Raw genomic sequence first — 15,533 nt, forward strand, 5'->3', positions numbered from 1 at the left:
ATTGCATATCTTCCGTACTTCCCCGACTGGCGCTGTCCTAGAGCCTCTACTGTCCCTATTCAAGCCACCTCCTACTGCTCCTTTCCGAAAAGGCTTTGGCTCGCTGGTTACAGTTGGATAGTGTGACACATTGAAAGATCAAGGTCTGCCACTGTGATGAGATTTGGTGTGTTATCGCGTATTGTACGGCGGGAAATGTGATTATGGTCACTTTTGATTTCAGATCTACTGGTGAAAAGTACCTTTCAGGATCTCAATTTTCGCTAAGTCATTTAGAACCAGTAGCCGAAATTAGTAACTAAACCTTGTAATCCGGTAATACAAAAGTGACGTACATCACTTTTGTACGCATTACCCATCATTAGATTGTCATAAATTGCTGCTTACTTTTGAACCAGAATCAACAATTTAAGTAATGCAGTTAGAGCAATTTAATTACGACAACAAGATTGTCAGGAATTTCGGAATCGCTACCATTATTTGGGGAATAGTTGGTATGACCATAGGATTGCTTGTGGCGACGCAGCTTGTTTGGCCCCAGATGAACTTCGGATTGCAATTTACTACATTTGGCCGTGTACGTCCTGTACATACCAATGCGGTGATTTTTGCTTTCGTGGGTAACGGTATTTTTATGGGAGTTTATTACTCCTTACAGCGGGTGCTTAAAGCAAGAATGTTCAGTGATGCTTTGAGCAAGCTCCATTTTTGGGGTTGGCAGTTAATTATTGTTGCCTCGGCTATTACACTACCACTCGGTCTTACTTCAAGCCATGAGTATGCCGAAATGGAATGGCCTATTGATATCGCAATTACCCTCATTTGGGTGGTATTCGGAGTCAATATGTTCGGTACTATTATCAAACGACGCGAACGTCACATGTATGTCGCTGTTTGGTTCTATATTGCCACATTTGTTACAGTAGCAGTATTGCATATTGTTAACTCCATCCAATTGCCTGTAGCTGGCTGGAAAAGCTATTATGTCTACAAAGGCGTACAGGATGCACTGGTACAATGGTGGTATGGTCACAATGCAGTTGCTTTTTTCTTGACAACTCCTTATTTGGGAATGATGTATTATTTCCTTCCTAAGATGGCCAACCGTCCCGTTTACTCTTACAAGTTAAGTATTCTGCACTTTTGGTCTTTAATTTTTATTTATATCTGGGCAGGTCCTCACCATTTGCTCTATACGGCGCTACCGGGTTGGGTACAGTCTTTAGGGGTTGTATTCTCCATTATGTTGATTGCTCCAAGCTGGGGCGGTATGATCAATGGTTTGTTGACCTTACGTGGTGCTTGGGATAAGGTACGGACAGAGCCTATGTTAAAATTCATGGTCGTGGCCCTTACTTGTTATGGTATGGCGACTTTCGAAGGCCCTATGCTATCCTTGAAACAGGTGAATGCGATTGCTCACTTTACCGACTGGATCGTAGCGCACGTACACGTAGGTGCTTTGGGATGGAATGGGTTTATGACATTTGGTATTCTGTACTGGTTGATACCACGTATATATAAGACAGAATTATATTCTAAAAAATTGGCATCAACACACTTTTGGATAGGTACCTTGGGTATTTTGTTCTATGCGATCCCGATGTATTGGGCAGCCGTAGTACAAGGCTTGATGTGGAAAGAATTTACACCAGAAGGGGTCTTGAAATATCCAAACTTCCTGGCGACAACATTGGAAATTCTGCCGATGCACATGATGCGCGCACTAGGTGGTGCACTTTATCTGTCGGGGGTCTTCCTAATGACCTTTAACTTGATCAAAACCATGAAACAAGGGAAGCTCTTGGCCAATGAGCCAGCAGAAGCTCCTGCATTATTGCCGGTTCAAGTAAACGAACAGTCTCAACACCGTCGCCTTGAACGTAAGCCAATTTTATTTATGGTACTGGCTCTTATCGCCATCCTCATCGGGGGTATGGTGGAGATGGTGCCGACTTTTACAATTTCTAAAAATGTTCCAACAATTGCGAGCGTAAAACCTTATACAGCATTGGAACTGCAGGGACGAGATCTCTACGTTCGAGAAGGTTGTGTGAACTGTCATACGCAAACTATTCGTCCTTTTAGATCCGAAACCGCCCGTTATGGGGAGTATAGCAAGGCGGGTGAGTTTGTTTACGATACACCGTTTTTATGGGGTTCGAAACGGACAGGACCTGATCTGCATCGCATCGGTGGTAAATATCCAAACAAATGGCACTTTGATCACCTGTTGGATCCAACGATTACCTCGCCTGGAAGTATCATGCCAACATATCCGTGGTTAATCGATCAGAAATTGGATAATGCTATTCTGCAAGATAAAATGAAGGCGTTACGGAAATTGGGAATCCCCTATACCGATGCGGAAATTGAACATGCTGAACAGGATCTCACCAAACAGGCACAGAAAATTGCTGATGATCTAAAACAAAATCAAGTGAATGTGTTAGCTGACCGTGAGATTGTGGCTGTAATTGCCTACTTACAGCGATTAGGAACAGATATAAAAGCAGCTCCAAAAGTAGCTGATAATGTTAACGCAAATCAATAAAGCCATGTTTAAGCAAATAACAAATCTAAACGGCAGTGAGCTTTATCTAATTGCATCACTTTGGATCTTCTTGGTATTCTTCATTTCAGTAGCAATCATGTTGTTTCGAATGAAAAAAGACTATGTTACTTATATGAAGGAATTGCCTTTGGAAGAAGATGAAACAGAAAAGGAACTGAATCATTCACCTGAAAGTCTATAATATATGAGTTTATTATTGGATACTGCACCAGCTACCGCAGAAGTTGTTCAATCTACGATAGGATTCGGTACAGATAATTTATACACAGATATCTTAATTGTTGTATTGATCGTTGTGATGCTGGCTCTTCTTGCTTCGGCATTGATGGTCAATCGCGCGATGAAATCCATCATTAAGATTACCATGCCTGAATTGGCCCAGGAGGAAAAACTCAAAAAGGTGGCGAATAAGGGCTGGATGAAAAGGTCGTGGAACAAGATCATGGGGATCAGACCGATTTCAGAAGAAAAGGATATTGTCATAGACCATGAGTATGATGGTATCCGCGAATTGGACAATCCGATTCCGATCTGGTTCAATTTCCTTTTTTATGGAACGATTTTTTTCGGCCTTGTTTACTTATTTGTTTATCAGGTGTCGGGTATCGGAATGAACCAGGACCAGGAGTATGAACATGAGATGGTCATTGCCGAGAAAGAGCGTCAGGCTTATCTTACTGCTTCTGCGAGTAATGTAGACGAAAGTAGCGTGGAGTTTCAGCCGGAAATGGCAGCTGATGGAAAAGCGATCTTTGCAGCAAACTGTGTCGCTTGTCACGGAGGTAGTGGTGAGGGAGGTATCGGACCCAACTTGACCGATAAGTTTTGGCTACATGGTGGTGAGATTAAAGACATCTTCAAAACCATTAAGTATGGTGTTCCTGATAAAGGAATGGTACCATGGGAACAAACGTTAAGTCCCGCTCAAATCGCACAGGTTGCCAGTTATATTGTCACCTTAAGGGATACAAACCCTGCTAACCCTAAAGCTCCGCAAGGTAATGAGGTATCCTATGGCGGTAGTCAGGCGGCAAACGGAGAGAAAGCAGCGGATGATGCCAAAACAGGTCCAGCTGAAGCAGATAAAAAAGCAGAGTAGTAAATTGAAATAGCAATGAGTACAGCAGTCGTGAATAATGCCAATAACGGTGAATCTAAGTCAAAAAAAAGACAATGGATTTATGCCAAAAAACCGCAGGGAGAGCTTTACAAAAAAAGACAGTGGGTTGGGTATTCACTACTGCTGTTCTTGTTTATCGTTCCTTTTATCAAAATAAATGGTGAACCGTTTCTCATGTTCAACATTATTGAGCGAAAGTTTTCCATCTTAGGAAATCTTTTCTATCCACAAGATCTCTACATATTCGTATTCGGTATGTTAATCGTGATGGTATGTGTGGTTTTGTTTACTGTTGTCTTTGGACGGGTATGGTGTGGATGGACTTGCCCTCAGACCATTTTTTTGGAATTAATATTTAGACGAATTGAATATTGGATCGAAGGTGACTGGCAGCAACAAAAGAAATTGGATGCGGGACCAAATACGGATCAAAAACAATTGAAAAAAATTTTGAAACATGGTATATTCTTGATCATATCATTTTTCATTTCAAATATCTTTTTGTCTTATATCATCGGTGCTGATGCGCTGATGAAGATTATCACTGATCCATTGGACCAACATATCGGTGGATTGATATCAATAATCATATTTACATTGGTTTTCTATGGTGTGTTTGCGTACGTCAGGGAGATTGTATGTATTGCAATTTGCCCTTACGGCAGATTGCAGGGCGTACTCCTGGATGACCAAAGTATAACTGTCGCCTATGATCATCGACGTGGAGAGCCAAGAGGAAAACAGCAAAAGGATGCAGTGACGACGCAAGGGGATTGTGTGGACTGCAAGCTTTGTGTACATGTATGCCCCACAGGAATTGATATTCGAAATGGCCTTCAATTGGAATGTGTAAGTTGTACAGCCTGTATAGATGCCTGTGATGCTGTCATGGACAAAATCGGAAAGCCTAAAAAGTTGATAGGCTTTTATCCAATGGGTGAGATTGAAGGAACACTGAAGAAAAAAAGCAATACGAGAGCAATAGCTTATTCGGTCGTGTTGGTTGCATTAATGTCGGTCTTTGGTTTTCTGTTGTTCAATCGTTCTCAGGTGGATGGAAGGTTGCTCCGGGCAAAGGGAAGTACCTACCAGCTTCGCGATGATAAGACAATAAGCAACCTGTATTCTTTGGAATTGATTAATAAGTCTGGTAAAGAAATGCCTTTTAAATTGGTCTGTGATGATCCGCGTTTAAAGATTCAACTGGTCAATCCTATTCAAAAATTGAGTAAAGATGGGCATGCGACACTGAGCTTTTTTCTAATTATCGCAAATAAGGATGTTGAGACTTATAAAAGTAATGTAAAATTAGCTATCTATTCGGGCGATAAGAAAGTGGAAAGTTTAAAAACCACTTTTATAGCACCTCCGGGTATGAATTAAAATGAAAAACAATGAATTGGGGTACAAAGATTTTTTTAACCTTGGCGGTATTTATGTTGTGTATAGTCGGAGCGGGAATATACATGGTGAGTCACGATTCAGATAGTCTGGAAGAAGACGATTATTACGAGCAGGGACTAAATTATGATCAAGCTTACGACAAAAAGCAAAATGTTTTGATGATGAAAGAATCACCGACAATCGAAATCAGGCAAGATACCTTGTATATTCATTTTGTCTCCAAAGAAAATAAAGGAAAATTGCTGTTTCGAAAACCTTCGGACAATCGATTGGATAAAGAATTGCCATTTCAGACAACAGGCAATTTATATACACTGCCCATTTCCACGTTCGATAAAGGCATGTGGAATTTGTATATCGACTGGAAGAGTGTAGGTAAAGATTTTTTGTTTGAAGAGCATATTTTATTTTAAGGAAATGAGTTATACCTACTTTGCATTTTTCATGGGATTGTTTGGAAGCATACACTGTGCGGTCATGTGTGGTCCATTAATTTTCGCCATTGAAGGAAGGCAAGGCTTTGGTTGGAACGTTTTCTTAAATAAAGTACTGTATCAATCCGGTAGGGTACTGACTTATGGTTGTTTGGGACTTTTACTGGGTACGATCGGAACATTTGCGCAGATCCAGGGCTGGCAGCGTAGTCTAAGCTGGGCTACAGGTGTCATCCTGATTGGAATTGCTTTATTTCAGCTTATTGGTAAACATAATCGAAAAATTGCCAGCTGGCAGACGAAGGCTGTTCAGCCAATCGTACGGTTATTGTCGAAATGGCTCTATAAACCGGGCGGTAGCTTTGTTGCCGGTGTACTGAATGGATTGTTGCCCTGTGGTATGGTCTACATGGCGCTTATGTCGTCCATAAATGCGGATAGCCCACAGCAGAGTTTCTTTTTTATGTTGTTTTTTGGCTTAGGTACTATCCCGCTCTTGTTTGCGTTTTCTTTTTTGGGAAATTTCTCCCGATCTTTCAAAATTGGATTTTCGAAATGGGTTCCTTTTCTCTATTTCTTATTGGGGATATGGTTTATACTCCGGGGTGCCAATTTAGATATTCCCTATTTAAGTCCGTTCATTCATGTCGATGGTGCAATAAACTGTGTTTAACGACAAACAATATGTCGATGCTAAGTATTATATTTGGTAAAACCCTTAGCACACAATATGGAGGTACTTCATCATATTTTACAGATTGCATTAACCTATTATTGGATTCCCTTACTCATCCTTTATATTGGTGTAATCGGGACGATTTTGATCGAAAACCGTAATCCTTCCAAGACCATTGCCTGGATTATGGTCATTGTTTTCTTACCTGGCGTTGGTTTGCTCAGTTACTATTTCTTTGGTCAGAAGTTTAAGAAGGTCAAAAGGATGAAACGTGTGTATCGCGAGCAGTCCAAAAAGTTAATGGATGCCTGGCGTAAGGAATCCGAAATTATGGAGGAACATATCGATACGTTAAATGAGCGGATCGGTAGTTTGGCCATGGTATACCGCTACCTTAAAAATCAAAAGATCTCTACTTTTTCCCTCAACAACGATGTCACCCTGTTTATCAATGGGGAAGAAAAGTTTCCAGTACTTATAGATCGCCTTAAAGCTGCGCAGCATTCCATTCACATGGAATATTATATCTGGGAAATGGATGATGTGGGGCAGGAAATCTTACATATTCTAGAAGAAAAAGCAAAGGCTGGCGTGACTGTTCGCCTGATATTGGATAGTTTTGGTGCTCCGGATGTGATTAAATATTTACGGCGGCATAAACCCGATTTTGTGTTTCAAGCCTTCCTTCCGGTGACCTTTAGTTCCTTAGCGAATAGCAACTACCGAAATCACCGTAAGATAGCTGTGATCGATGGGAAAATCGGTTTTGTCGGCGGAATCAATATTTCAGATCGATATATCAATAACGGAAAAAATGAGATTTACTGGCGGGATACTGCGATGATGGTTGTCGGCGCAGCAGTAAATACCTTGCAAATCCAGTTTTGGAACAGCTGGAACCAGACAGATGCAGAACCGTTTGAATTGGGCCGCGGTTATTTAAACCGATTTCCACTTACCGATGAAGATGAGAGTGGAGTAGGATTTACAGCCAGTGATCCTGGATCGCCAGCACCTTTCAATATGGAAGCAATTATTGCCGGTATCAACGAAGCAAAAGAATATATACAGTTGTGTACACCTTATTTTATTCCCAGCGATCAATTGACGACTGCTTTAATGCTCGCGGTATCTTCCGGTGTCCGTGTGGACTTGATGTTGCCGGCCCAGTCTGATTCGTTTTTTGTACAGCATGCCTCCTTCTCATTTATAAAACCACTACTGGAAAGAGGAGTTAATGTATACCTCTATACAAAGGGATTTCTGCATGCCAAAACCATCTGCATTGATGGGAAGCTGGCCTATATCGGTACGACAAACTTGGATATCAGAAGTTTTTACATCAACTTTGAAATCTCGGGAATTGTATCGGATAAAGAGCTTTGCGACCGTCTTAATGCACAATTTTTGACTGATATCGAAGTTTCAGACCTGATTACAATTCGAAAGTGGATGCAGCGAAGCCGCTGGAAAAGAGGAGTAGATTCTATCTGTAGGCTTTTGGCTCCATTGCTCTAATTACTTTTAGCGCGTCGGAAATCGTCCCATGAATAGGTATAATAAATGTTAAAAATACCCCAATGCGGTTGGTCTTTGCTCAAAATTGAATATATTTAGCTATTCATTTTTTATTCTAAGACTTTCAATGAAGCACATAAAACTATTGACTTTATCGATAGGACTGTTAGGAATAGGGACCACTTATGCCCAGACTACACCTACATTGCCTATTAATACAATCGTAGAACGAGTTCAGAAATATTTTCAGGTTTACCCAGTTGAAAAGGTACATTTACATTTCGACAAGCCTTATTATGCTGTAGGGGATACTCTCTGGTTTTCAACCTATTTATCCCGCAATTTGGCCGAATATGAGCCGAGTAAAATAGCTTACGTGGAAGTGCTGAACAGTCGCGATTCCCTGATTCAGACACTAAAAATTCCATTGGATAAAGGGGTAGGAAATGGGCAGATTGTACTTGATCCTCAATTTATGTCTCAGGACAATTATCGCTTTAGGGCCTACACAAAATGGATGGCCAACTTTGATAATGCTTACTTTTTTAACAAAGTGGTGCCAATCGGGGATGTAATCAATAAGAAATTGATTACGAACATTGAATTTCAAAATAACATTGGTGGTAATAAAACCCAAGCTGTCATACAGTTCCGCGATCGTACGGGAAAACCGATGATCAATTCAAAAATCAATTGGGAGTTTGTGTCGGGATGGGAAACCTTCGACAAGGGCAAAGCTGAGACCGATGGGCTGGGGAAAGTAACCATAAACCTGTCTGCAAAAGAAAAGGCAAATCTGGAGAAAGGACAACTGAAGATTAGCATTCAGGAAAATAAAAATGAAAAACCTTTGTCCAGTTCCTTCTTGCTCAAAAATGCCTTGTGGGATGCAGATGTGCAATTCTTTCCTGAAGGGGGTGATATTATCGCTGGATTGGCCAAAAAAGTTGCATTTAAAGCCATTGGATCCGATGGTAAGGGGCTAAAGGTAAAAGGTAGTATTTTGGATTCAAAGGGCAAGTCGGTAGCGGAGTTTGCAGACTTTGGAACTGGAATGGGCTATTTTTCTCTTCTGCCGCTCGCAGGAGAAAATTATCAAGCTGTTGTGAAGTTTGAGAATGGACAGGAGCGCAAATACAAATTGCCGGCTGTTGTCAGTGACAAGGCAAATGTTGTTTTTGTAAAACAGGATGCCACGAATGCGGAGTTTGCCGTGGTAACTAGCGAGGAGAATTTTTCAAAGAACCCGGGGCAATCTTATTATGTTTTGGTTCAGTCGAATGGCCATCTCTGTTTTGGCGCACAGGTGAATTTAAAATCTTCGTCTGCATTGGTCAATATTCCGAAAGAGCGTTTGCCAAATGGTATTGTTCAGGTAACCTTATTGAGTCCGGACGGAAAACCTATCAGCGAACGCTTGGCATTTGTTCAAAGTGAAAAGCTTTTAAATATTCAAGTTACCAGCGATAAGCAAAGCTATAAGGCTAAAGACTTGGTCAATCTTAAACTTGCTGTGGACAACAATGGGCAGAAGTTCCCCGGAAGCTATTCAGTCGCTGTAATAGACGAATCCAAAGTTCCTTATAATGATCAGGCAGATCTCTCTATTGTGAGCAACTTTCTGTTGACTTCGGACCTCAAAGGAAATGTAGAAAACCCAAATTCATATTTCGATGAAAAGAATCCCAATCGGGATAAAGCGCTGGATGCACTATTAATGACACAGGGATACCGTCGATTTGACTACCCGACACTTATATCGGAGAAGTTGCCACAGATCAGTTTTCTTCCCGAGCAAGGAATTGAATTATCCGGTATACTTCGGATGAATACTGGACGCCCTTATCCAAATGGAGGGTTACTTTTATCGGTTCCTTCGCGTAATATTAAGAAAGACGTTTATACGGATCAGAATGGACGATTCACCTTTAAGGATCTTGTGTTCCCGGACTCGTCTAAAGTAACGGTTAATGCCCGCTCTAACGACAATTACCGGAGCCTGGTTATTAATATGGATCAGAGCTTTTACCCGGAGATCGATAAGAATAATGGCTATAAAAGTTATTTTGTGCCGAATATAGACCAGGCTTTTGCTCCTTATTTGGCGAATAGCCGAAAAGAGTATCGAAAATCGATCCTTCTGGATGAGGTCGAAGTGACAGGCGTAGTGAAGAAAGCAATCACCAATAAAGATTTTCCATCTATTTCGGGCTTATCCATGCCGGAACACCGTATTGAACCCGAGCGTTTGACCGGTTGTAACGTGTTGACCATGTGTCTTCAAACGGTATTGACTGGCATTACTTATGATCCGCAGACATTGAAATATTATGTTTCCCGCGATTATAATGCGGGGGGACGTACGCCTGTTCAGTTCTTTCTGAACGGTATGGCTATTGATGAGCCTGGATTGAACAGCATCAATGTCGCGGATATCGAAGGAATCGAAATCTTCTTACGTGATGAATTGGGAACAGTCTCCAGAATGTATCAAAATAATGGTGTTGTGTCCATTTATACGAAAAAAGTGGAAGCGAAGAAACCGCGAATGTCATTGAGTGAAATTGAGAGCATGTTGCCAAAATCAAATGTGATCGATATGTATCCTCTAGGTTATATTAAAGAACGCAAATTCTATATTCCAAAATACGATACGCCGGAAAGAAAGGCTGTAAACGATTTGAGAACGACCATTTACTGGAATCCGAAAGTCTCAATCACAGAGACGGGGGAAGCTGCCATTCAATTTTATAATGCCGACGGAAATGGAAATTATAAAGTCATTGTCGAGGGAATGGATCAAACGGGGAACATTGGCCGTAAGGTCATCAACTACGGTGTTCAGCCTTAAACCTTGTATATTGGAGTTCATGAAAAAGAACGCTGTGCTCAGTAACTTGGGACAGCGTTCTTTTTTTGTTAAAAAAAACACCTCCTTGATGGGCAAGGAGGTGCTAACTAACCAATTATAAACCTAAATTATGAAAAGTATTTTGTCGCTATTAAAAGCGTTAATCTTCTTATTTATAAAGTATATTTCAAATCCTATGCCAAATAGCGTTTATGGTCCTTTTGGCAGATTTTAGTTAACTTTTTGGATCATTTACTTATTCAAGCCGAAATAACAGGGTCTACACCGTGGTTCATAAGCTTCTTTTTCACCCAAAAGCACGGTTTCCGTATCCTTGGTCAGGCGGTAGGAATAATTCGCTGGAGCGCCACATTGCATGCAAACCGCATGCACCTTCGTGACGTGTTCGGCTACTGCCATTAAATTGGGAATTGGACCAAATGGTTGCCCTTGAAAATCCATATCGAGACCGGCAACGATCACCCGGATACCACTATTTGCCAATTTGACACATACCTCTGTCAAACCGTCATCAAAAAATTGTGCTTCATCGATTCCGACAACTTGGGTCGATGAACTTAAGAGTAGGATCGCTGAAGAATGATCAACGGGTGTTGATGGGATGCTATTGCTATCGTGAGAAACGACCAACTTTTCATCATATCGCTTATCAACCGCTGGTTTAAAGATTTCGACATTCAAACGTGCATATTGTGCTCGTTTTAGCCTGCGAATCAGTTCTTCAGTCTTGCCCGAGAACATCGATCCACAGACAATTTCAATGCTACCATATTGTGCGGGGCGCAAAGCCAAATTATGTTCGGAAAAAAGCATTTGATTAATTTAATTTTGTCGGAAGGTCCGCAAATAAGGTGATTTTTGTAAAATGACCTCCCATTATATTCTGTTTTTGACACCGCTAATATCAGAATTAAATATTAAATTTGGGTAGCAAAAATTGGGCGTAAATCCAAATATTTCTAAATCAAAGGATTGGGTTTTCCACTTTTTGATCGGTTGCAGGTATAAGTGTTATAAATAATTAATTGGTGATTTCAAATAGAATTATGGGTACTAAAGAGGAAATTTTTAATACGATAGGCGATTTATTACAGGATTTAAATGGACAGTATCTGACCTTGTCGGAACAGGGCAGCTTGTCCGAAATTAACGAATTAGTAACACTGGAAGCGAAGGCACAGGCTGTGGCTGCCTACATAACTTTACTTAAGACCAAGGCCGTTCTTCAGGGAGCTCAATCGCAGCATACGTTAAGTACTGCTGCCTTAGACAGTAAGAAGATTGCTTTCAACGACTATTTTACACCGCCTTCCACCCTTAGATCTTCAGCGCAGCAAGTTGTTGCTGAACCCACTGAAAGCGAGATTCAAGAAGCTCAACCAGTTGAAGATTTCAACCGTGGAAATGAAGAAGCCATTGTAGCAAATGAAGAAACCAGTGTGGAGGAAAACGAAGTCCCATTTGTTTCTGAACGTGAACCGATACAATCGGGAGAGCCTAGCCCTGCAATTGCTGAACCTGTCGCGCCGCCAGTTGTTGCAACGCCACCGGTTTTTGAGGCTGCTCCAGTGGAGGAATTAGCTTATCAGGCAGAAAAGGAAGTTACAGCGCAAGTTGAAGAACCTACTGTCTTCGTTACAGAAGTCATCGAAGAACCAAAAGAAGTCGTAATTGAGCAGCCGCAAGAAGTGTTTATTCAGGAAGAAATCAATACGGTCATTGAAGAAGCTCCCGCGAGACCATTGACCTTAAATGAAATTATCTCTCAACAGAAGCAAGCTGGCGTGCAGAACCGTGTTTATCAGGTAAATCAATCTGGACATAGCGATAAACTCACAGATATTAAAGCAGGAATAAGCTTAAATGATAAGCTCTTATTTATTAAGGATTTGTTTAATGGGTATAGTTTAGCGTATAGTGAGGCTGTCGAATTATTGAATAGATTTACAAGCTATGCGGAAGCGGATGCATTTTTGCAGACAAATTATGCGATTAAAAATAAATGGGCAGATAAACCGCATACCGTTGAAAAATTATACAACGTCCTACGCAGAAGATACAACTAAAATTCTAAAGTATAAAAAAACAGCTCCCGTTCTACTGGAGCTGTTTTTTTATACCTATATTTTTGGTTTTTTAGCTTAGTTGAAATTGTAGCCAATCGTTTCCTTCATGACCATACACAAAATACTTTGGCTGAAGAATTTCGGCTAAAGATTCAAGTTCTCTCAAATAATTATATCCGGGAATCTGTGCAAATTGTTTATTGGTCATGATGAAGACCTGATCGAGCTCGATAGCTTTGGATGATGCGATAGCTGCCGAATTCAACAATTGTGGAATTTGGATAAATGTCTGTTCTCCCTGACCGATGACAATGATTTTATCGGCTTCATTTTCTGTTGTAACTGGAATACCACCGGCTATTTTTATGGCTTCCTGCAGATAGGCAGAACGGTTTATTTCAAGCGGCTGTATTTGGTCCAGTACCAATACCTTGGGCCTGTCAGTAGCCGAAATAAACTTAAGCTTATGGATGAGAATACTTGTTTCGTCTTCAATTTTTTCAACCAGTTCAACTGTTTTATCAATGGCATCGAGATCAGTCCCGATACGTTTGATATAGGAGATCATATCGTCAATGTCGACAAGTTGAGGGCGATCTGAAATTAATGTGTCGTAGGTTTCAGCTGGAATAGCTGCCGGATTTAGGTCCAACTGGTCCAAAATATGGGCGACTAGTTTTTCTTGATTGCTTTGCATGTTGCAAAAATACAAAACCTTCCTGACTTCGCAGACACCAAGAGCAATGAAAGCGAACTGAAGGTTCTTTCTGGCCAATAAGATCAGACACCTTCAGAAAAAAAAGGGAAGCATTGGCGAAAGTAAATTAGCAATAGTAGGTATGCGCAGATTTTTGTAAATTGGCCTGAAATAAATGATATAAATATGTTTGACAAATTATTTCAAGCCCAGCAAAAGGCGGAGGAAATCAAGAAAAGATTGGATTCAATTTCTGTGTCTGGTGAAGTGGAAGGTGGTTTAATCCGTGTGGTAGCGACAGCAAACAAAGAGATAAAAGAGGTTACCATCGATCCTGTATTTTTATCAAACGCAGATAAGGAAGAATTGGAGGAGTTGCTTGTGGTTGCTCTGAATAAGGCAATTGCGCAAGCTGAGAATATCAGCCAGGCTGAAATGCAGGCAGCAAGTAAAGATATGTTGGGTGGACTAGGAGGACTAGGCGGATTATTTAATCAATAGCGATATTATCATGAAAGCAACTTATTACGGACAGTCTTGTGTAGAGTTTGATTTTGACGGAACGAAGGTTCTTTTAGATCCATTTGTTACTTATAATCCACTTGCAAAAGAAATCGATGTAAATACAATTAAACCGGATTATATCTTTTTAAGTCATGGACATCAGGACCATGTGGCCGATATGGCGACAATTCAAAAAAACAGCGATGCCACTGTTTTAGCGATTGTTGAAACTGCAGGCTGGGTGAGAAGACAGGGCGTACCTGACGATAAGGTGATCGAATTCAACTTGGGCGGAACAGTTCAACTGCCTTTTGGTTCGGTCAAGATGGTGTATGCTGCACATACCAATAGTACACCTGATGGTCAATACGGCGGGTTTCCTGTGGGATTTGTCTTCCATGTAAAAGGCAAAAAAATTTATTTTGCCGGCGATACCGCACTGACTATGGAAATGAAATTGCTGGCAGACATGAACCTGGATTGGGCATTTTTACCTATAGGTGGGCACTATACAATGGATGTGGATGATGCAATTAAAGCGGCTGAGTTTGTGAATTGTGCTCGGGTAGTTGGTATCCATTACGATTCATTTCCGCCAATAACGATCGATAAACAACAAGCTTTGGATAAATTCCAAAATGAGGATATTTCATTGTCATTGCCGAAAATCGGTGCGACATTTGAACTATAAACACTAAAACAAAGCCGAGNNCTCGGCTTTGTTTTAGTGTTTTCCTGATTATATGCAGATCTCTGTTGTGTTCATTAAGACATGACAATCTTTATGAGATGACAATCTTTTTAAGATCTTCCAGGCTGAAAAGAGGGATATCGATGATTTTATTCTTCAGGATTTGTTCTTTATTTTCTTCAAAATAGAACAGCTTCCATTCCCCATTTTTATATTCTAAACTACTGAGGTTTTCAATCCAATCTCCTGAGTTCATATACGTGCAGGTTCCTTTTCGGGTAATGACTTCTTTGATTTGAGGCTGGTGGATGTGTCCACAGATAACGAAATCGTAATTTTTTTCAATCGCTAGTTCAGTCGCTGTATGTTCAAAATCTGATATATACTTGACGGCCTTTTTAACGGAGTTTTTGATCTTTTTAGAAAGAGAATATTTCTCCTTACCCATTTTATCTAGGCAATAATTAATGATATTATTGAGCTGGATAAGTTTGTCGTAACCCCATCCACCGAGTTTGGCCAACCATTTAGAATGATGAATGGATGCGTCGAAAACGTCTCCATGAAAGATCCACACTTTTTGATTATTGAGTGAAAGAAGGAGTTTATTGCTCAGCTTGATATTACCTAATTTTAGATCGGTAAACTTGCGCAACATTTCATCGTGGTTGCCCGTGATGTAATGTACTTCTGTCCCCGAAGAGCTCATGTCAATGATTTTTTTGATGACTTTTAGATGTTCTTGCGGAAAATAGCTTTTTTTAAATTGCCAAATGTCTACGATGTCTCCATTGAGTATCAGTATTTTGGGAGATACGGACTCTAGATAAAGTAAAAGCTCTTTAGCTCTACTACCGTAAGTACCTAGGTGTAAATCTGAGATTACAAGTATATCAAGGCTTCTTTTCATTTGCAATAAATTTGTTTATTCATTTATGTCTACCAAGATGTCCTTTGTAGATTTTTTTTCTATGCG

At 40.5% G+C, this 15,533-nt stretch carries 14 protein-coding genes; 11 read left to right on the top strand and 3 right to left on the bottom strand.

Translation table 11 applies throughout. The annotated features are described in order from the left end of the window. Positions 1-415: 415 nt before the first annotated feature. From ccoN to B3600_RS20705, 8 genes are all read left to right on the top strand, one after another. On the top strand, positions 416-2,554 hold the full coding sequence (ccoN, locus tag B3600_RS20670; RefSeq protein WP_286754261.1) for a cytochrome-c oxidase, cbb3-type subunit I: 2,139 nt from the start codon (positions 416-418) through the stop codon (positions 2,552-2,554). Positions 2,555-2,558: 4 nt separating this feature from the next. Beyond that, positions 2,559-2,756, top strand: coding sequence for a hypothetical protein (locus B3600_RS20675; RefSeq protein ID WP_046671935.1), 198 nt, complete (start codon positions 2,559-2,561; stop codon positions 2,754-2,756). A 3-nt stretch (positions 2,757-2,759) separates the two neighbouring features. Next, positions 2,760-3,674 carry a cbb3-type cytochrome c oxidase N-terminal domain-containing protein gene (locus B3600_RS20680; RefSeq protein ID WP_286754262.1) on the top strand — a complete coding sequence of 305 codons (915 nt, stop codon included), beginning with the start codon at positions 2,760-2,762 and terminating at the stop codon, positions 3,672-3,674. A 15-nt stretch (positions 3,675-3,689) separates the two neighbouring features. Continuing rightward, positions 3,690-5,078: a cytochrome c oxidase accessory protein CcoG gene (gene ccoG, locus B3600_RS20685; RefSeq protein WP_286754263.1), complete on the top strand. Its 1,389-nt coding sequence runs from the start codon at positions 3,690-3,692 to the stop codon at positions 5,076-5,078. 11 nt (positions 5,079-5,089) lie between these two features. Further along, the gene (locus B3600_RS20690; protein ID WP_046671889.1) at positions 5,090-5,512 is read left to right on the top strand and encodes a FixH family protein; all 423 of its coding nucleotides are present in this window, start codon (positions 5,090-5,092) and stop codon (positions 5,510-5,512) included. Then, positions 5,490-6,206, top strand: coding sequence for a sulfite exporter TauE/SafE family protein (locus B3600_RS20695; protein WP_286754264.1), 717 nt, complete (start codon positions 5,490-5,492; stop codon positions 6,204-6,206). The genes B3600_RS20690 and B3600_RS20695 overlap by 23 nt, the downstream gene beginning before the upstream one ends. 57 nt (positions 6,207-6,263) lie before the next feature. Further along, positions 6,264-7,727: a cardiolipin synthase gene (gene cls / locus B3600_RS20700; RefSeq protein WP_286754265.1), complete on the top strand. Its 1,464-nt coding sequence runs from the start codon at positions 6,264-6,266 to the stop codon at positions 7,725-7,727. 127 nt (positions 7,728-7,854) lie between these two features. Beyond that, a complete protein-coding gene (locus B3600_RS20705) occupies positions 7,855-10,578 on the top strand; it encodes a carboxypeptidase regulatory-like domain-containing protein (protein WP_286754266.1) in 2,724 nt (907 codons plus the stop codon). A gap of 252 nt (positions 10,579-10,830) precedes the next feature. On the opposite strand, the gene B3600_RS20710 is transcribed toward B3600_RS20705, so the two are convergent. After that, entirely contained in the window at positions 10,831-11,412 is a 582-nt protein-coding gene (locus tag B3600_RS20710) for a thymidine kinase (RefSeq protein WP_046671893.1), read from the bottom strand. A 233-nt stretch (positions 11,413-11,645) separates the two neighbouring features. Between B3600_RS20710 and B3600_RS20715 the strand changes: the two genes are divergently transcribed. Continuing rightward, positions 11,646-12,665, top strand: coding sequence for a hypothetical protein (locus tag B3600_RS20715; RefSeq protein ID WP_286754267.1), 1,020 nt, complete (start codon positions 11,646-11,648; stop codon positions 12,663-12,665). 70 nt (positions 12,666-12,735) lie between these two features. On the opposite strand, the gene B3600_RS20720 is transcribed toward B3600_RS20715, so the two are convergent. Next, positions 12,736-13,362, bottom strand: a complete 627-nt coding sequence (locus tag B3600_RS20720; protein WP_139145107.1) for a hypothetical protein — start codon at positions 13,360-13,362, stop codon at positions 12,736-12,738. A 186-nt stretch (positions 13,363-13,548) separates the two neighbouring features. Here B3600_RS20720 and B3600_RS20725 point away from each other — a divergent pair, with 186 nt between their 5' ends. Together B3600_RS20725 and B3600_RS20730 are read left to right on the top strand one after the other, a co-directional pair. Next, complete coding sequence (locus tag B3600_RS20725) at positions 13,549-13,863, top strand: YbaB/EbfC family nucleoid-associated protein (protein ID WP_046671896.1); 315 nt, start codon at positions 13,549-13,551, stop codon at positions 13,861-13,863. Between the two features lie 10 nt (positions 13,864-13,873). Continuing rightward, positions 13,874-14,557, top strand: coding sequence for a metal-dependent hydrolase (locus tag B3600_RS20730; protein WP_046671897.1), 684 nt, complete (start codon positions 13,874-13,876; stop codon positions 14,555-14,557). 91 nt (positions 14,558-14,648) lie between these two features. Here the strand turns inward: B3600_RS20730 and B3600_RS20735 are convergent, their stop codons facing one another. Continuing rightward, on the bottom strand, positions 14,649-15,467 hold the full coding sequence (locus B3600_RS20735) for a UDP-2,3-diacylglucosamine diphosphatase (RefSeq protein ID WP_046671898.1): 819 nt from the start codon (positions 15,465-15,467) through the stop codon (positions 14,649-14,651). Positions 15,468-15,533 lie beyond the last annotated feature (66 nt).

It is taken from the genome of Sphingobacterium sp. UBA2480, assembly GCF_002341965.1.
GTDB lineage: Bacteria > Bacteroidota > Bacteroidia > Sphingobacteriales > Sphingobacteriaceae > Sphingobacterium > Sphingobacterium multivorum.